The organism is Protaetiibacter larvae (assembly GCF_008365275.1).
In the GTDB taxonomy this organism is placed as follows: Bacteria; Actinomycetota; Actinomycetes; order Actinomycetales; family Microbacteriaceae; genus Homoserinibacter; species Homoserinibacter larvae.
Genome location: NZ_CP043504.1, coordinates 355258 through 371189 on the forward strand (window position 1 = coordinate 355258; position 15932 = coordinate 371189).

A 15932-nucleotide genomic window follows, 5' to 3' on the forward strand; every position below is an offset into this window, starting at 1 on the left:
CTCCTTGAGATGGGATGCTGCGCTCCTTGAGATGGGAGCCGAGGGCACCGGATGCCGCACAACCGAGCCCGACTAGACTTGCCCCCCGTGACCGCACGCACCCTCGTCAAGAACCTCGCCGCCGCAGCCGACGGGCCCGCCACCGTCTCGGGATGGGTCGAGACGGTGCGCGATCAGAAGAAGGTGCAGTTCGTGGTGCTGCGCGACGAGTCGGGCGCCGTGCAGCTCGTGCACCCGCGCACGGATGTCGAGGAGCCCGGCAGTGACCCGCTCGCCACCACGATCTCCGGCCTCACCACCGGCAGCTTCCTCACCGTCAGCGGCGAGCTCAAGCACGACGAGCGCGTCAAGCTGGGCGGGCTCGAGGTGAAGATCGAGACGCTCGAACGGGCGTCGACGGCCCTCGACCTGCCGATCGCCGAGGACTCGTCGATCGACAAGCGCCTCGATTGGCGCTTCCTCGACCTGCGCCGCCCCGAGCAGAACCTCGTCTTCCGCGTGCAGACCACCTTCCTGCACGCGCTGCGCAGCTGGTGGGTCGAGAACGACTTCATCGAGATCCACACCCCGAAGCTCATGGCCTCCGCCTCCGAGAGCCGCGCCGAGCTGTTCGAGGTGGAGTACTTCGAGACCAAGGCCTACCTCGCGCAGAGCCCCCAGTTCTTCAAGCAGATGGCGCAGCCGGCCGGTTTCGGCAAGGTCTTCGAGGTGGCGCCCGCGTTCCGCGCCGACCCGAGCTTCACCTCCCGCCACGCCACCGAGTTCATCTCGGTCGACGCCGAGATCAGCTGGGTCGACTCCCACGAGGACGTCATGCGGATGCACGAGCAGCTGCTCGTCGCGGGCCTCACCGCCGTGAAGGAGAAGCACGGCGCCGAGATCGAGGCCGCGTTCGGCGTCGAGGTCAGCGTGCCGGCCACCCCGTTCCCGCGCATCCCGCTCGCCGAAGCCCACCGCATCCTGGAGTCCCGCGGCTACACCGTGCCGCGCGCCGACGGCGACCTCGACCCCGAAGGCGAGCGCCGCCTCTCCGAGTACGTGCGAGAGGAGTTCGGCCACGAATTCGTGTTCGTCACGGACTACGCGACCGGGATCCGGCCGTTCTACCACATGCGCCACGAGGGCGACCCGAGCCTCACGAACAGCTACGACCTGCTGTTCAACGGCACCGAGGTGTCGACGGGTGCCCAGCGCGAGCACCGCATCGAGGTGCTCGTCGCGCAGGCGAAGGACAAGGGCCTCGACCCGGAGGAGCTGGGCTTCTACCTCGACTTCTTCCGCTACGGCGTGCCGCCGCACGGCGGATTCGGGATGGGCCTCAGCCGCGTCATCATGCTGCTGCTGCACCAGAGCTCGATCCGCGAGGTCACCTACCTCTTCCGCGGGCCGAACCGCCTCACGCCGTAGCTGCCCCCGTAACATCGGCGGCATGTTCTTCGCGCCGCTCCCGGATCACGACGACAGCCACGACCGGGGCTACACGGCACCCGAATGGATGCAACCGCCCGCCCACGTGCTTCCCGCGGTCGCGCCGATCACCCGACTGCTCGGGCGCACCCCCCACGCCGCGCTGACCCTGCGCGGCGTCGAGGTCTTCCCGAACGGGGTGAAGCTGATGCTGCGCGGCGTCGTGCTGCGCGGCGACCTCGACCGCCGCGCGTGGCGCTCCCTCTCGGACGATGTCATGGGTCACCACCTCGGCCCCGGCGCCAACGACGCGCTGCGGCTCGGCTTCAGCTTCCCCGACGGCACCCGCGTGGAGGCCGGGGCGACGTGGCCGATGCCGGACCAGGCGCCCACCGGCCCCCACCTGACCATGCTCGGCGGGGGCGGCGGAGGCGGCGGGGATCACTACGAGATCGGCAACGACGCGTGGCTGTGGCCTGCACCCCCGGCCGCGCCGCTGACCCTGCACTACCGCTGGACGTCGCTCGGCATCCCCGAGCAGAGCATCGAGCTCGACGGCGCCGCCCTCATCGCCCGGCGCGGTGACGCGGTGGCGCTCTGGGACTGAGCCCGAATACGCCGAAACCCGCATATCGGCGAGGTTGACCGCCGACCTACTGTGGCGCCATGAGCCGCCGTCATCCCGCCCTCGTCCTGCTGCCCGCCCTGCTGGTGATGGGTGTCCTGAGCGCCTGCGCGCCGACCGCACCGTCGTCGGAGGGATCCGGACCCGATGCCGGCGCCTCCTCCACCACCGACGACGGCGCGACCACCGATGACGGCGACGAGCGAACGAGCGACGACAGCTTCTCCGGCGCGACCATCCCGGGCACCGGCAGCTACGCGATCCCCGACCAGATCCCCTTCGGCGGATATCAGCTGGAGGGCGACCCGGGCGTGCTGCCCGACGGCTGCACCTGGTCGATCACCGGCGACTCCGGCACGGTCGCCGAGAACAACGGGGCGTACGTGTTCATCACCGACATCCCCGAGGCGTCCACCTTCACGACGAACGGCTGCCCCGACTGGGAGCAGTTCGAGTAGGCGTCACGCCGACTGGCGCAGCGGCGACTCCTGCATCGCCGTGAGGTCCTCCACCACCGCACGCGGGATCGAGCGCATGACCGCCTCGACCATGCTCACCGCCGACGCCTTGGCGACGTAGTTGCCGCTCACGGCGACGGTCTGCCCGCTCTCCGAGACGATCCGCCAGAAGTACGGCTGCGTGGGGTTCTTGCTGCGCACGATCTGAAAACGCATGTCCGGCTCCTCGGGTTGAAGGGATGCCGCGAGACTAGACCCGTTGCACGCCCCCCGCTAGGGGGGTACGGCGCGGCGGCGCCGGAGAGCTCAGCCGAGATAGTCGACAGCCGAGCGCGCCGCGGTCACGGAACGCACGAACGCCGCCACCTCGAGGTGCGCCGGATGCACCTGGTAGGCCGCGAGCTCCTCGCGCCCGGCGAAGTCGGAGTCGAGCACGACGTGCCAGTTGCCGTCGGTCTCCCCCAGGTCGATGCCGACGTCGATGCGCTCGGCCGGCACGATCCCGCGCAGCCCCTCGAGGCGCGTCTTGATGCCGTCGGCGTCCGCCGCGCGCTGGGCCGCATCCTCGGCGGCGAGCCTCCAGGTGACGATGTGCCGGATCATGCGGGGTTCTGCCTCTCGTCGAGGGCGCGCCGCAGCCGGTCGGCATCGACGCGCCAGATGGTGTGCACACGGTCGTCGATGAGCACCACCGGGATCTCCTCGGCGTACCGATCCAGGAGCGTCTCGTCGTCGAGGATGTTGCGCTCCTCGAGCGCGAGCCCGCGCTCCCCCGCCACCTCGAGCACGATCGCCCGGGCGTCGTCGCACAGATGGCATCCGGGCTTCCCGAGCAGGGTGAGGCGCGGCGTGGGCACCCACCTAGACTATGGGGGTCATGCCCGAGGCCCCGAACCCGACCCCGAGCGAGCGCCCGATCATCGCGTTCTTCGACGTCGACAACACCCTGATGCGCGGAACGAGCGTGTTCCACGTCGGACGTGAGGCGTGGGCGCGCGGCGTCATCAGCTGGCGGGACATCGCGCTGTTCGGCTGGCATCAGCGCCGTTTCATCCAGGTGGGCGAGAACCACGAGCACATGGGTTCGGCCAAGGAGCGCGCGCTCGGACTCGTCGCGGGGCACACGGAGGAGCAGATCCAGGCGATCGCCGAGGGGATCTGGGATCACCGCATCAAGCCGCGGCTGTGGCCCGAGACGGTCGCCCTCACCCGCGAGCACCTCGACAAGGGGCACCAGGTGTGGCTCATCTCCGCGACACCTGTGGAGGTGGGCGAGCTGATCGCCGAGAAGCTGGGCCTCACCGGCGCACTCGGCACGCGGGTGGAGGCGGTCGACGGCGTCTACACCGGCCGGCTCGTCGGCCCGGTGCTGCACGCCGAGCACAAGGCGGTCGCCGCGCGGGAGCTGATCGAGCGGCTCGGGGCGGACCTCGAGGCGTCCTGGGCGTACTCGGACAGCCGCAACGACATCCCGCTGCTCGAGCTCGTGGGGAACCGCGTCGCCGTCAACCCGGATGCGGGGCTGGCCCGTTATGCGGGCGAGCGGCACTGGCCGACGATGAAGCTCGACCCCGCCTCCATCCGGGCGCAGCAGCGCCGGGTTCGCCGCGAGGCGAAGCAGGTGGGAAAGACGAAGCCCCGAACCTGACGGCCCGGGGCTTCAGCGGAGTGCGCGCACTCCTACTTCTTGTTGCGACGCTGGTGACGCGTCTTGCGGAGAAGCTTGCGGTGCTTCTTCTTCGCCATGCGCTTGCGGCGCTTCTTGATGACGGAACCCATGTTCACCTCGTTCGTTCGTCTAGCGGACCACTCCGGGTCCGTGCGAACCGCGGGAAGCCTAACCGGGTGAGTTTATCAAACCCGCGGGCGGGCGAGGTCAGCCGGCGGAACGGTCCGCGTCGGCGACCCCGATCACCGCGCCCACCGCCGACTCGGGGATGCGGTACGACCGCCCGAAGCGCACGGCGGGCAGCTCTCCGGAGTGCACGAGACGGTAGACGGTCATGCTGGAGACGCGCATCATGTCGGCGACCTCCTGAACCGTCAGGAAGCGCACGTCCGAGAGATCACGCGCCATCGTGTCCGCCTGCTCCTGAAGTGCCTCGTGTGGATGATGTGACTCCTGTGACAGGAGTGCTCAGGCGAGAGGCTAGCGGTCGGGGAAACCCCGTGTCCAGCAGTCGTCGCCCGAACCCGGCTCAGATGTCTCCCGCGGAATACGACGGGGCACCGAACTGCGCGGGGATCGTGGCGTTCCAGGATGCGACGAAAGCCTGCTTGGCCGCCTCCGCCTGGTCCGCCGTCGCGATCGCGACGCGGTACGTCGCTCGCCCGCCGGCGCAGTCCCCCGTCGCCATCTGGTTGGCGGTGTCGACGTACTGCTGGTCGGCCAGCTCCGAGAGCTCGAGCGCCCGCACGAGCTGGGCGAGCAGATCCGCGCCACCGGGCACCTGGTCGACGGGCGTCGTCCGGAGCGCCGCCAGCAGATCGGTGCGCGCCTGCAGCAGGCGCTGCAGCGCCTCGATGTCGGCACCGTCGACCGAGCAGGCGTTGAGCGGGGCGAGCACGGCGCCCACGGTCGAGCGCGCCTCGGCCGACTTCTGGAGCACCGCCACGAGATAGGCGACCTGCTGCTCGGGGGTGTCGTCCGGGGTCTCGACCCCGTACGCGCCGGTGCCCCGCCCGGCACCGCCCTCGCCGCGTCCCGCGAAGTAGTTGTCGGTCACCGAGCGCTGCGTCGGCACGCCGCCGTCCGCGCTGAACTGCACGAGGGCGGGGGCCGCGCTCACGCACAGCTCGACGCCCTCCTGGTCGACGCCGCAGACCCGGTCGCCGTCGAGGTACGCCTCGCCGATGCCGGAGCGCTCGCCGTCCACGAAGCGCAGCGAGCTCGGGGAGTCGCTCGCGAGTCCGCACACGAGCAGCCACCCGCCGCGCCACAGCGAAAGCGAGAGCGGGAAGGTGCCGCTCGGGCAGGCCTGCACCCCCGACGGCAGCTCGGGGTAGCTCGCGGCCTCCGCGCGCCCCGCCGTCCAGCCGCGGATCGCCCCGACCGCGGTCTCGGAGTCGTCGAGCACCCACCATCCGCCGAGCGCGAGCTCGAGCTCGCCGTCCTCGAAGACGATCCGATACCCCGTGGGGGTCACCTCGACATCGTCGCTCGAGGTCTCGCCGCCTCCCACGCGGAAGGCGCGGAAGCTCGACCCCGAGACCTCCTGGCAGACGAGGGTGATCCCTCCGTCCCACTCCGACCAGGCCACCGGCGTCCACCCCGCGGGGCAGTCGGGCAGCTCGTCGGGCATCCCGTCGACGCGCGTCGGCGGCAGCAGGGGATCCACGCGCAGCATCCGCTCGTCGCCCACCAGCAGCAGCGGGGCGTTGGGGGCGTCGTCGGCGGCGAAGAACTGCCAGTAGGCGTCGCCGAGACCGAGCTCGACCCGCCACAGCTGGTTGTCGGGCGAGTTGTCGGTGAACCCCACGAGCGCGCCCTCGTCGACCGCCACCTGCACCTCGCCGACGATGCCCCAGCTGTCGTCGCCGCCGATGCCCGGCACGAAGTACTCCTCGGCGGAGCCCTCCTCGAGCACCTCGCCCGTCTCGACATCCACGTAGCCGCCCCAGCAGCTGCCGTGCGCGAGCACCTTGCCCTCACCCATCGGGAAGAACAGCGCCGCCGATCCCGCGCCCGCGCTGGGCGGCGCGCCGAACTCGCAGTCGCGGGTGAACTCCCACACGGTCGTGCCATCGAGCTCGTAGCGCCCGAAGGTCAGCTCGTCGTGCCCGCTGTCGCCCATCCGCTCAACGGCGACGAGCGCCGTGTCGTCGTAGCCCATGACGCCGTTGGCGGCACGTCCGGCGAGCGGAGCCCCCGCGACCGGCCCCGAGGCGGCATCGAAGACCTGCACGCGCTGCGTGTCCTGGTCGGCGCAGACGAGCGAGTCGTCGATGAGGCGATCGGCGCACTCGCGCCGGTAGCCCGCATCCGTCCAGAGCACCTCGCCGTCGGCGGCGTCGACCGCGACGAGGGCGTCGCCGACCACCGCGCCGTTCCCCGCCGTGTCGGTCACCCACTGGGTCAGCCACACCTCGTCGCTCAGGATCGGCCGGGCGGTGATCCCCCGGTAGTCGACGTTCGGCTGCACCTCGAGGGGAGGCTCGAGCGACCAGGTCACCTCGGCGCCGAGACGGTAGTCGGCGGCACGGGCGACGTCGCCATCGCCCCCGGCGGCCTCGGGACGCGCGTCCGAGCCCCGCTGGATCGCCTGCACGACGAACACCGCGCCCACCGCGATCGCGCCGAGCGCCACGACGGCACCCGCCGTGAGGAGGACGGTGCGCGCCCGCCGCGACATCGCCGCACGCACGCGCGGTGCGGGGCGCGGTCCGAAGGGCGCGTCGGCGGCCGCGGCCGTCGCGGCAGCCGCGTCCGGCGACGTCTCCGGCGTCGCGGCTGGGCCTGCCGCGGCGTGCTCATGCAGCCAGTCGACGAGCCCCGGGTAGACGTTCGGATGCGCCTCGATCTGCGCCGCGAACTCCGGGTGCGCCTGCGCGATCTCCATGAGACGCGCGGCATCCGTCGTCGGATCGTGCAGCTGCGCCCATGCGTCGTCCCGCTCGCCGACCACCCGGACTCCTCTCGTCCCGTGCGGCGCACGCGGGAAAGGCGTCGCGGGGGCGCTCGGGTCGTTGAATCCTAGCGATAGCGGGGATCGTCCCGGAGAACGGGGCTCAGCCCTCGCGTCCGCGCAGCTTCGGGAGCTTCTCGGTGACCCGCTGGCGCGCGCCCTCGAGCTTCTCCTGCGCGGTCTCGAACGCCACCCGTGCGGCATTCGCCGTGTCGGCCACCGTGCGACCGATGCGGTCCCCCACCTCGGCGCCCGCCCAGGCCGCGTACACCGTGGTCGCGCCGTCGGCATCCGTGCCCACCGTGAAGTCGGTGAACGGCTCGAGCCACACCTCGATCTCCTCGAGCGGGCTCGCGTCGAGGTGGTAGTAGCGGTGCTGGCCCTCCTCGCGCACCCCGACGAGACCGTGATCGCGCAGCACCTTCAGATGCTTCGACACCGTCGGCTGCGCGATGCCCAGCTCGGTCACGAGATCGCCGACGGCGAGCTCGCCACGGCTCTCGAGCAGCTGGCGGAGGATCTCGCGGCGGGTACCGTCCGCGAGCACGTCGAAGATGTCGGCCATTCCGACAGACTAGCCAGGCCGTCCCGGGAGTACCATGACGCGGGTCGCACGACGAGCGGAGGGGAACGCATGCGCACCACGCCGGTGCACCGCGATCCTGTCGTGGTCCGGGCCCTGGATCGGGTCGCCGACTTCGCCACGTCGACCCCCGCGCGCTTCGCGGTCGCGGTGTTCGCGAGCCTCATCGCGGTCTTCACCCTGCTGTTCTCGCTGCCGATCGCGACCACCACGGGTGAGCAGGCGCCGTTCGTGGACGCCCTCTTCACCGCCGTCTCGGTCATCTGCGTCACCGGCCTCTCGACCGTCGACATGGCCACCTACTGGTCGCCCTTCGGGCACGTGCTGGTGTTCGTGGGCGTGGAGATCGGCGGCATCGGGGTGCTGACCGTCGCCTCCATCCTGGGACTCGTCATCAGCCGCAAGCTGGGCCTGCGCCAGAAGCTCATCGCGGCGGGCGACGCCAACCCGCTGCGCATCCGGCGCGGCCCCGTCTCGGAAGGGCAGGCGGTGCGCCTCGGCGAGACCGGCAACCTGCTCGCCACGGTCGCCGTGAGCGTCATCGTGATCGAGCTCGCGGTCGCCGCGCTCATCTTCCCCCGGATGCTGCTGGAAGGGGTGCCGCCGCTGTCGGCCGCCTGGGAGTCGATCTACTACTCCGCGATGGCCTTCACCAACACGGGCTTCGTGCCCACCACGGAGGGTCTCGCGCCCTACGCGAGCGACTGGTGGTTCCTCGGCGCGCTCATGATCGGGGTCTTCTTCGGCGCGATCGGCTTCCCGGTGATCTACGTGCTGCGCAAGAACCTGCGGCATCCGCACCGCTGGTCGCTGCATGTCAAGGTGACGCTCATCACCTTCGTGCTGCTGCTCGTGGGAGGAACCGTCGCCTACCTCGTCCTCGAATGGGGCAACACGGCGACCATGGCGGGGATGTCGCTCGGCGACCGCATCCTGCACAGCCTGTTCATCTCGTCGATGGCGAGATCGGGCGGCTTCTCGACGCTCGACATGGGCCAGCTCGACGGCTCGAGCCAGCTCGTCACGGACATGCTCATGTTCATCGGCGGCGGCTCGGCATCCACCGCGGGCGGCATCAAGGTGACGACCCTCGCGGTGCTGTTCCTCGCGGCCTTCGCCGAGGCGCGCGGATCCGACGACATGGAGGCCTACGGGCGCCGCATCCCGCCGGACGTGCTGCGTCTCGCCGTGAGCGTCGTGCTGTGGGGCGCGACCGTCGTCGCGAGCGCGAGCATCCTGCTGCTGCTGCTCACCGACGAGCCGCTCGACCATGTGCTGTTCGACGTCATCAGCGCCTTCGCGACCTGCGGGCTGTCGACCGGCTTCACCATGAACGCGTCCGACCCCGCGCAGTACGTGCTCGCGGCCACCATGTTCTTCGGACGCATCGGTACAGTGACTCTCGCCGCGGCGCTCGCGGCGAGTGTGCGGCGACAACTGTTCCGCCGCCCCGAGGAGAGGCCCATCGTTGGTTGACAGGATCCCCCACGACGCGCCCGTGCTCGTCATCGGGCTCGGCCGCTTCGGCGCCGCCACCGCGGGACAGCTGCAGCGACTCGACCGCGATGTGCTCGCGGTGGACGAGGACTTCGGCCTCGTGCAGAAATGGTCGGAGCGCGTCACCCACGCCGTGCAGGCGGACGCGCGATCCATCGACGCGCTGCGGCAGATCGGCGCCGAGGACTTCCAGATCGCCGTCGTCGCGGTCGGGAGCTCGGTCGAGTCGAGCGTGCTCATCACGGCCAACCTCGTCGACCTCAAGATCCCGCAGATCTGGGCGAAGGCCGTGAGCCAGTCGCACGGCAAGATCCTGAGCCGCATCGGCGCCAACCACGTCATCTACCCGGAGGCGGAGGCCGGCGAGCGCGTCGCGCACCTCGTGTCGGGGCGGATGATCGACTTCATCGAGTTCGACGACGGTTTCGCGATCGTGAAGATGTACCCGCCGAAGCCCATCCGCGGCATCTCGCTCGCCGAATCGCACGTGCGTCAGAAGTACGGCATCACGGTCGTCGGGGTGAAGAGCCCCGGCAAGGCGTTCACCTACGCGACGCCCGAGACGGTGATCTCCAACCACGACCTCATCATCGCGAGCGGTTCGACCGCCGACCTGGAGCGCTTCGCGACCCTGCAGAGCTGAGCCTGCTCCGCAGAGTGGGCGGTCGGGGAGCGGGACGCACGCCCCCGCTGATCGAGTGCCGCCGCAGGCGGTGTATCGAGATCACGCTGTGGGATTGGCCAGCTCGTGGGCGCGAACCAGCGCCGCGGCGGTCGCGGCGTCGAAGACGCGCGTGAGGTCGGCGTCCTCGAGCACCGCGATCGCGCGCTCGGTGGTGCCGTGGGGGCTCGTGACGCGACGCCGCAGCTCCGCGGGGTCGACATCCGATGCCGCGAGCAGCTCGCTCGCCCCGCGGAAGGTCTCCTCCACGAGCAGCCGCGCCGTCGCCCCGTCGAAGCCGAGATGCTGCGCCGTCTCGGTGAGCCGCTCGATGAGGAAGAACACGTACGCGGGGCCCGAGCCCGAGATGGTGGAGAGCGCGTCGATGCGCTCCTCCGGCAGCTCGACGACCGAGCCGACCGTCTCGAACAGCGCGCGTACGAGGGCCGTGTCCTCCCGGGAGGCGCGGGGACCCGCGGCCACCCCGGTGACCCCGCGGCCCACGAGCGAGGGCGTGTTGGGCATGGCGCGCAGCACGACGTTCGACACGCGCGCCTCGATCGTGGCGATCCGCACCCCCGCCGCGATCGACACGACGACGGCATCCGGTTCGAGCAGCGGGGCGATCTCCTCGAGCAGGCCGGGAACCCCCACCGGCTTCACCCCGAGCAGCACGATCCGGGCGCCACGCAACGCGGTGGCCTGCGCCTGCGCATCGGCCTCCGTGGCGAGCGAGAGAACCCCCGGCGCGCGCAGCGGCGCCGCCTTCTCCTCGGTGCGGTTGGTGGCGCGGATGCCGCCCTCGACCACCACCTCCGGCCGGCGCAGGCCCTGCAGGATCGCGCCCCCCATCGACCCTGCTCCGATGACGGCCACGGCGGGGAGGTTCACGCTCATACCGCGAGTGTAGGTTGGTCGAGGTGAGCACGGCGAAGAGGGGACGGGCATGAGCGCCTCCGGCGGAACGAGGGCGATCATCGCCGCCTTCCTGGCGAATCTCGGGATCGCGATCACGAAGTTCGTGGCGTTCTTCTTCTCCGGCTCGAGCTCGATGCTCGCCGAGGGCGTGCACTCGATCGCCGACTCCGGCAACCAGTTGTTGCTGCTGCTCGGCGGTCGCCGCTCGCGCCGCAAAGCCGACGCCGAGCATCCCTTCGGCTACGGCCGCGAGCGCTTCGTGTACGCCTTCGTCGTGGCGATCATCCTGTTCTCGGTGGGCGGCGTGTTCTCCATCTACGAGGGCGTCGAGAAGCTCACCCACCCGCACCCGCTCGAGGTGCCGTGGCTGCCGATTCTCGTGCTCGTGATCGCGATCGGCCTCGAGTCGTTCTCGCTGCGCACCGCGGTGAAGGAGTCGAACCACACCCGCGGCGCCCAGAACTGGATCCAGTTCGTGCGGCACGCGAAACAGCCCGAGCTGCCCGTCGTGCTGCTCGAGGATGTCGCGGCGCTCACCGGCCTGGTGTTCGCGCTCGCAGGCGTGGGCCTCACGATCATCACGGGCGACAATGTGTGGGACGGCGTGGGCACGATCGCGATCGGCGTGCTGCTCGTGCTGGTCGCCGTGATCCTCGGCGTCGAGACGAAGAGCCTGCTCGTGGGCGAGGGCGCGTCGGCGGCCGACGCCGCGAAGATCCTCGCCGCATTCAACGGCCACCCGCAGGTGGAGGCCGTGATCCACATGAAGACCCTCTACCTCGGCCCGGACGAGTTGCTGGTGGCCGCGAAGATTGCGGTGCCGAAGACCACCAAGGCGGCCGAGCTCGCCGCCGCCATCGACGCGATCGAGGCGGATGTGCGCGCGGCGGTGCCGATCGCGCGCTCGATCTACCTCGAGCCCGACATCTACGTGCCGCGCGACGAGAACCCGTCCACCGACGCGATCGTCATCAAGAGCGCCGACTAGCCTCCCCGAAAGTACGCACTTCCGGGGCGACACGCCGGCGCAACCGCCGCGAAGTACGTACTCTCACGGATTGGGGTCGGGGGCGCGGGCGGCCTCGAAGAAGTCGGTGAGGAGCGCGGCGCATTCGGCCTCGAGCACGCCCGCGACCACCTCGGCGCGGTACGGCAGGCGACGGTCGCGCAGCAGCTCGTGCACGGAGCCCGCGGCGCCCGCCTTCTCGTCCCACGCCCCGAACACCACGCGCGGGATGCGCGCCGCGAGGATCGCCCCCGCGCACATCACGCACGGCTCGAGCGTGACCACGAGCGTCGTGTCGACGAGGTGCCAGTCGCCGCGCGCCTCGGCCGCCCGGCGGATGGCCACGATCTCCGCGTGCGCGGTCGGATCCGCGTGCTTCTCGCGCTCGTTGCGGCCGAGAGCCAGCACCGTGCCGTCCGCATCGAGCAGCACCGCGCCCACCGGGACATCGCCGGAGGCGAGGGCGAGCTGCGCCTCCGCGAGGGCGAGGCGCATCGCCTCCACGTCGAGGGCCGAGGGCATAGATTGAGCCTATGCGAGTGCACGTCGCCGACCATCCGCTCATCACCCACAAGCTGACGGTGCTGCGCGACGAGCGCACCCCCTCCCCCGTGTTCCGGGCGCTCGCCGAGGAGCTCGTGACGCTGCTCGCCTACGAGGCCACCCGCAATGTGCGCACCACCCCGGTGACCGTGCAGACGCCGGTCGCCGAGGCCGCCGGGCTGGCGATCGCCGACCCGAAGCCGCTCGTGGTGCCGATCCTGCGGGCCGGGCTCGGGATGCTCGAGGGCATGGTCAAGCTCGTGCCGACCGCCGAGGTGGGGTTCCTCGGGATGGTCCGCGACGAGGAGACGCTGCAGCCCACGACCTACGCCGAGCGGCTGCCCGACGACCTCTCGAACCGGCAGTGCTTCATCCTCGACCCCATGCTCGCGACCGGCGGATCGCTCGGCGCGGCCATCGAGTACCTGTTCGCGCGCGGCGCGGTGGATGTGACCGCGGTGTGCCTCATCGCGGCCCCGGAGGGCATCGAGGCGGTGCGGAAGGCGACCGAGGGCCGTGAGGTCACGATCGTCGTCGGCGCGCTCGACGAGAGGCTCAACGAGCTCGGCTACATCGTGCCCGGCCTCGGGGATGCGGGCGACCGGCTCTACGGCCTGGTGTGACGCGCGCCGCGTCACAGTGTTACGCGACGCGGCGTCGCGGTTGACACACGGCGTCACACTGTCACAAACTGACACGCATGACCGTTCTCGCACGCCCCACGACCTCCTTCGAGGCCTTCGGGACTGCCGACATGATGATGTCGGCGCGCTCGGTCATGTGTTGTCGAATGTGCGCCTAAGACCGCCCCTCGCCTGAGTCAACGCCCGCAATGGTGAACTCCCCGACGTCCGGCTCGTCCAGCCCGGATGGCGTCTCCCGCCTCGACAGCTCCCGGCCCGCCGCTTCTGATGCGGCCGCCGACACCTCGCAAGGATTCGACGACATGTCTCTCGCCACTCTCGACACCCTCCGTCCCCCGGCCCGCCCCTACCCCGCCGCGCGCGCCGTCCCGCAGCCCACCGGGTCCGCAGCCGCCGATCGTCCCCGCATCCGCGCCGTGCCCGAGGGCACCGAGGCGCGCGGCTTCGCCCTCTACGTGGGCGTCGACGACCTCAAGGCCGCCGGGGCGGGCACCACGCTCCCCCAGATCGTCGAGGCGCTCAAGCAGCTCGTCGGCGAGCTCGTTCCCGGCGCCGAGACCTACGCCGCCGTCGCCCTCGCCCCGCAGGGCGCGGGCGGGCGCGACGTCGAGGTCGTGCGCCTCGCCCTGCAGGATCCGGCCGCGCTCGCCAAGCACCGCCAGGCGATCACCCCGGCCGAGCCGCCGGAGCCGAAGGGCGGTGTCGTCATCGACATCTCGCGCAAGCGCGTGCAGCTCGACGGCGAGACCGCGCCGCTCACCTACAAGGAGTTCGAGCTGTTGCAGTTCCTCGTGCTCCGCGAGGGCCGCACGATCGACCGCGCCGAGATCATCTCCACCCTGTGGGCCGACGGCACCGAGGAGGAGACCCCGAACGAGCGCACCATCGACGTGCACGTGCGGCGCCTGCGCTCGAAGCTCGGCGCCTACGAGGACATCGTGCGCACCGTGCGCGGCTCCGGGTACCGCTTCGACCGCCACGCGGATGTCACCATCCGCTGGGCGTCGACGCCGTCGCCCGACGTCTTCTAGCACCCCGAGGTATCAGGGCGCCCCGGGGCGCCTCCTCTCCTCTGCGCGTCATGCCCCTGCAGACGCGCCGGCGGCCGCCCACTCGGTCGTCGTCGTCGAGAGGAAGGCATGCCCATGTCCACCACGACATCCGCGCGGCGCACGGCCTCGGCCCGCTCGCGCGCGAGTCACACGACGGCCGAGGCCGTCCGCCCGTCCGAGACGGCGGAGGCCGAGACCGACGCCGTCGCCCTCACGGGCGCCCCCAACCCCTACGCCCTCGCCTCGCTCGTCGCCGGCCGCCGCATCGACTGGGACAGCGCGAGCGACGCCCGCGGAATCCTCGAGGACGTCTTCGAGCTGCCCTACACCGAGATCATCGGCTCGGCGGATTCCCCGCTGTTCTACGGCAGCACGATCCGCGGCGGCCGCCCGGTGCGCAAGCGCCCCGCGGCTCCGCCTGCGATCGGCACCGACGACACCGACGAGCAGGGGGATGCCGCCCCCGACGTCTCGCGCGCGAAGACCCTCGCCGACATCCTCGCCGCCCTCGGCCGCAAGAGCCCCGCCGATGTTCCCGTGCGCGGCGCGACCCTGACCCGCGACGGGGTGTTCGCCGAGCTCGGACGGCTCGACGAGATCGCCGCCCCCTACATCCACCTCTTCGATCCGCGCGTGCTCGACGTGCTGTTCCCGCTCGAGCCCGGCTACCACCCGCCGGGGTTCAGCTGGCAGGACACCGGCCGCTTCTACAACGAGACGACCGAGTTCTTCGACCCGGTGCAGGGTCAGGTGGGCGACTGCTACTTCATCGCCGCGATGGCGTCGGTCGCGTGGGCGAAGCCGTTCACGATCGCCGACCGGACCCGCGCCACGGCCACCGCCCAGGACTCCTTCACCCATCAGGTGAGCTTCTACGGCGGCAACGGCGGGTACGGCAGCGGCGGCTGGACGACGGTGGAGGTCTCCGACCGGGTGCTCGTGGCATCCGGCGGCAGCACCTCGCACTACGCCCACTCCGCGGAGACGGGCGAGATCTGGCCGGCGGTGTACGAGAAGGCGTTCGCGAAGTGGCGGTTCGGCACGAACGACGACTTCCCCAACATCCCCAACCTGGCGTGGGGCAACACCGTCGCGGCGACCGTGTCGCTGACGGGCGGGCACGGCTACGGTCACGACCACGGTTCCCTCACGGACGCCCAGCTGCTCACCCTCGTGAAGTCGCACAGCTCGGGTGGTCGCACGACGACCCCCATGGTGGCCTGGTCGCACGGCGCCGGCTCCGACCAGGCGACGCGCGCCGCAAACGAGGCGGGTGTCGTGGCCTCGCACGCCTACTCGGTGCTCGGCTGGATGCGGCGCTACGAGTGGGTGCCGCGGCTGCGCCTCGAGGTGGAGCTCCCGCGGATCATCCCCGAGTGGCGCGTTCCCGGTCCGGACCCGGCGATCCTGCGCGACCTCGTCGCGGGCACCACCATCAACGAGCTCACCCACGCGCGGCTGGATCTGCCCACCGAGATCTTCCAGCGCTACGAGCTGCGGCCCGTCGACTACATCGTCGCCCGCAACCCGTGGGGGTCCACGCCCGGCACCGGGCCGTCGACCACCGCGGGCGACTACCGGGCGCGCGACGTGAGCTGGTGGCGCGATGTGCCGCTCGGCGCGAAGGGCGTGTTCGCGATGGAGGTGGGCGCGTTCCGCCGCTACTTCGCGGGCACCGGCGGCGCCGATTGAGACCGCGTCCCGGCGCCGGTGCTCCCCCCACCGCCGGCGCCGGGGCGCAACCTCGCCCTGACTCGAGGGGCCCAGAAGGCCTCAGGGCAAACTCGCAGAAAAATAACGAACTGGTAACTAGACAGCGTTACCGTTCCGTTATACATTCATAGAGCTTCAACCGTTTGCTGTGGCGGGGGAAGCGGAATGTGATTGCAGGACACTCTTGGTGCAAGGGAGAG

General features: G+C 71.0%; 19 protein-coding genes. 10 read left to right on the forward strand and 9 right to left on the reverse strand.

Features of this window, described 5'->3' with window-relative positions; genetic code table 11:
• Positions 1-87: 87 nt before the first annotated feature.
• Genes aspS through FLP23_RS01665 form a run of 3 tightly spaced genes read left to right on the forward strand, consistent with a single transcriptional unit; the run spans position 88 to position 2490 of the window.
• Complete coding sequence (gene aspS / locus FLP23_RS01655) at positions 88-1407, forward strand: aspartate--tRNA(Asn) ligase (protein ID WP_168200346.1); 1320 nt, start codon at positions 88-90, stop codon at positions 1405-1407.
• 22 nt (positions 1408-1429) lie between these two features.
• Positions 1430-2014: a hypothetical protein gene (locus FLP23_RS01660; protein ID WP_149324267.1), complete on the forward strand. Its 585-nt coding sequence runs from the start codon at positions 1430-1432 to the stop codon at positions 2012-2014.
• 59 nt (positions 2015-2073) lie between these two features.
• Positions 2074-2490 carry an Rv1352/Rv1906c domain-containing protein gene (locus FLP23_RS01665; protein ID WP_149324268.1) on the forward strand — a complete coding sequence of 139 codons (417 nt, stop codon included), beginning with the start codon at positions 2074-2076 and terminating at the stop codon, positions 2488-2490.
• A gap of 3 nt (positions 2491-2493) precedes the next feature.
• Here FLP23_RS01665 and FLP23_RS01670 read toward each other — a convergent pair whose 3' ends face one another.
• The 3 genes from FLP23_RS01670 to FLP23_RS01680 all read right to left on the reverse strand — a co-directional run bounded on the left by FLP23_RS01670 (position 2494) and on the right by FLP23_RS01680 (position 3347).
• Positions 2494-2706 carry a YegP family protein gene (locus FLP23_RS01670; protein ID WP_149324269.1) on the reverse strand — a complete coding sequence of 71 codons (213 nt, stop codon included), beginning with the start codon at positions 2704-2706 and terminating at the stop codon, positions 2494-2496.
• A 90-nt stretch (positions 2707-2796) separates the two neighbouring features.
• Positions 2797-3093, reverse strand: coding sequence for a Dabb family protein (locus FLP23_RS01675; RefSeq protein ID WP_149324270.1), 297 nt, complete (start codon positions 3091-3093; stop codon positions 2797-2799).
• Entirely contained in the window at positions 3090-3347 is a 258-nt protein-coding gene (locus FLP23_RS01680) for a glutaredoxin family protein (RefSeq protein ID WP_149324271.1), read from the reverse strand. The genes FLP23_RS01675 and FLP23_RS01680 overlap by 4 nt, the downstream gene beginning before the upstream one ends.
• Positions 3348-3367: 20 nt before the next feature.
• Between FLP23_RS01680 and FLP23_RS01685 the strand changes: the two genes are divergently transcribed.
• The gene (locus tag FLP23_RS01685; RefSeq protein WP_149324272.1) at positions 3368-4138 is read left to right on the forward strand and encodes an HAD family hydrolase; all 771 of its coding nucleotides are present in this window, start codon (positions 3368-3370) and stop codon (positions 4136-4138) included.
• A gap of 32 nt (positions 4139-4170) precedes the next feature.
• On the opposite strand, the gene FLP23_RS01690 is transcribed toward FLP23_RS01685, so the two are convergent.
• From FLP23_RS01690 to FLP23_RS01705, 4 genes are all read right to left on the reverse strand, one after another.
• The gene (locus tag FLP23_RS01690; protein ID WP_003792170.1) at positions 4171-4269 is read right to left on the reverse strand and encodes a 30S ribosomal protein bS22; all 99 of its coding nucleotides are present in this window, start codon (positions 4267-4269) and stop codon (positions 4171-4173) included.
• 97 nt (positions 4270-4366) lie between these two features.
• On the reverse strand, positions 4367-4567 hold the full coding sequence (locus FLP23_RS01695) for a helix-turn-helix domain-containing protein (protein WP_149324273.1): 201 nt from the start codon (positions 4565-4567) through the stop codon (positions 4367-4369).
• Positions 4568-4688: 121 nt separating this feature from the next.
• Complete coding sequence (locus FLP23_RS01700) at positions 4689-7115, reverse strand: variant leucine-rich repeat-containing protein (protein WP_149324274.1); 2427 nt, start codon at positions 7113-7115, stop codon at positions 4689-4691.
• A gap of 103 nt (positions 7116-7218) precedes the next feature.
• The gene (locus tag FLP23_RS01705) at positions 7219-7680 is read right to left on the reverse strand and encodes an ArsR/SmtB family transcription factor (RefSeq protein ID WP_149324275.1); all 462 of its coding nucleotides are present in this window, start codon (positions 7678-7680) and stop codon (positions 7219-7221) included.
• Positions 7681-7749: 69 nt separating this feature from the next.
• On the opposite strand from FLP23_RS01705, the gene FLP23_RS01710 reads away from it, so the two are divergent.
• Together FLP23_RS01710 and FLP23_RS01715 are read left to right on the forward strand one after the other, a co-directional pair.
• Complete coding sequence (locus tag FLP23_RS01710; RefSeq protein WP_149324276.1) at positions 7750-9174, forward strand: TrkH family potassium uptake protein; 1425 nt, start codon at positions 7750-7752, stop codon at positions 9172-9174.
• On the forward strand, positions 9167-9838 hold the full coding sequence (locus FLP23_RS01715; RefSeq protein WP_149324277.1) for a potassium channel family protein: 672 nt from the start codon (positions 9167-9169) through the stop codon (positions 9836-9838). Before FLP23_RS01710 ends, FLP23_RS01715 begins: the two co-directional genes overlap by 8 nt.
• Positions 9839-9919: 81 nt before the next feature.
• Here FLP23_RS01715 and proC read toward each other — a convergent pair whose 3' ends face one another.
• Positions 9920-10753: a pyrroline-5-carboxylate reductase gene (gene proC, locus FLP23_RS01720; RefSeq protein WP_149324278.1), complete on the reverse strand. Its 834-nt coding sequence runs from the start codon at positions 10751-10753 to the stop codon at positions 9920-9922.
• A 49-nt stretch (positions 10754-10802) separates the two neighbouring features.
• Here proC and FLP23_RS01725 point away from each other — a divergent pair, with 49 nt between their 5' ends.
• Entirely contained in the window at positions 10803-11762 is a 960-nt protein-coding gene (locus FLP23_RS01725; protein WP_149324279.1) for a cation diffusion facilitator family transporter, read from the forward strand.
• A gap of 63 nt (positions 11763-11825) precedes the next feature.
• Here the strand turns inward: FLP23_RS01725 and tadA are convergent, their stop codons facing one another.
• Positions 11826-12302 (reverse strand): tRNA adenosine(34) deaminase TadA, encoded by a 477-nt coding sequence (gene tadA, locus FLP23_RS01730; RefSeq protein ID WP_246140022.1) that lies wholly within the window; start codon positions 12300-12302, stop codon positions 11826-11828.
• An 11-nt stretch (positions 12303-12313) separates the two neighbouring features.
• Between tadA and upp the strand changes: the two genes are divergently transcribed.
• The 3 genes from upp to FLP23_RS01745 all read left to right on the forward strand — a co-directional run bounded on the left by upp (position 12314) and on the right by FLP23_RS01745 (position 15711).
• Positions 12314-12946, forward strand: a complete 633-nt coding sequence (upp, locus tag FLP23_RS01735; protein ID WP_149324280.1) for a uracil phosphoribosyltransferase — start codon at positions 12314-12316, stop codon at positions 12944-12946.
• 323 nt (positions 12947-13269) lie between these two features.
• Positions 13270-13998: a winged helix-turn-helix domain-containing protein gene (locus FLP23_RS01740; RefSeq protein ID WP_149324281.1), complete on the forward strand. Its 729-nt coding sequence runs from the start codon at positions 13270-13272 to the stop codon at positions 13996-13998.
• Between the two features lie 114 nt (positions 13999-14112).
• Positions 14113-15711, forward strand: coding sequence for a C2 family cysteine protease (locus tag FLP23_RS01745; RefSeq protein ID WP_149324282.1), 1599 nt, complete (start codon positions 14113-14115; stop codon positions 15709-15711).
• Positions 15712-15932 lie beyond the last annotated feature (221 nt).

Excerpts from the sequence above, each read along its gene's own strand:
- FLP23_RS01660 (WP_149324267.1), top strand. The coding sequence starts at position 1,430 with ATGTTCTTCGCGCCGCTCCCGGATCACGACGACAGCCACGACCGGGGC.
- FLP23_RS01665 (WP_149324268.1), top strand. The coding sequence starts at position 2,074 with ATGAGCCGCCGTCATCCCGCCCTCGTCCTGCTGCCCGCCCTGCTGGTG.
- FLP23_RS01670 (WP_149324269.1), bottom strand. The coding sequence starts at position 2,706 with ATGCGTTTTCAGATCGTGCGCAGCAAGAACCCCACGCAGCCGTACTTC.
- FLP23_RS01675 (WP_149324270.1), bottom strand. The coding sequence starts at position 3,093 with ATGATCCGGCACATCGTCACCTGGAGGCTCGCCGCCGAGGATGCGGCC.
- FLP23_RS01685 (WP_149324272.1), top strand. The coding sequence starts at position 3,368 with ATGCCCGAGGCCCCGAACCCGACCCCGAGCGAGCGCCCGATCATCGCG.
- FLP23_RS01690 (WP_003792170.1), bottom strand. The coding sequence starts at position 4,269 with ATGGGTTCCGTCATCAAGAAGCGCCGCAAGCGCATGGCGAAGAAGAAG.
- FLP23_RS01695 (WP_149324273.1), bottom strand. The coding sequence starts at position 4,567 with ATGGCGCGTGATCTCTCGGACGTGCGCTTCCTGACGGTTCAGGAGGTC.
- FLP23_RS01705 (WP_149324275.1), bottom strand. The coding sequence starts at position 7,680 with ATGGCCGACATCTTCGACGTGCTCGCGGACGGTACCCGCCGCGAGATC.
- FLP23_RS01710 (WP_149324276.1), top strand. The coding sequence starts at position 7,750 with ATGCGCACCACGCCGGTGCACCGCGATCCTGTCGTGGTCCGGGCCCTG.
- proC (WP_149324278.1), bottom strand. The coding sequence starts at position 10,753 with ATGAGCGTGAACCTCCCCGCCGTGGCCGTCATCGGAGCAGGGTCGATG.
- FLP23_RS01725 (WP_149324279.1), top strand. The coding sequence starts at position 10,803 with ATGAGCGCCTCCGGCGGAACGAGGGCGATCATCGCCGCCTTCCTGGCG.
- tadA (WP_246140022.1), bottom strand. The coding sequence starts at position 12,302 with ATGCCCTCGGCCCTCGACGTGGAGGCGATGCGCCTCGCCCTCGCGGAG.
- upp (WP_149324280.1), top strand. The coding sequence starts at position 12,314 with ATGCGAGTGCACGTCGCCGACCATCCGCTCATCACCCACAAGCTGACG.
- FLP23_RS01740 (WP_149324281.1), top strand. The coding sequence starts at position 13,270 with ATGTCTCTCGCCACTCTCGACACCCTCCGTCCCCCGGCCCGCCCCTAC.
- FLP23_RS01745 (WP_149324282.1), top strand. The coding sequence starts at position 14,113 with ATGTCCACCACGACATCCGCGCGGCGCACGGCCTCGGCCCGCTCGCGC.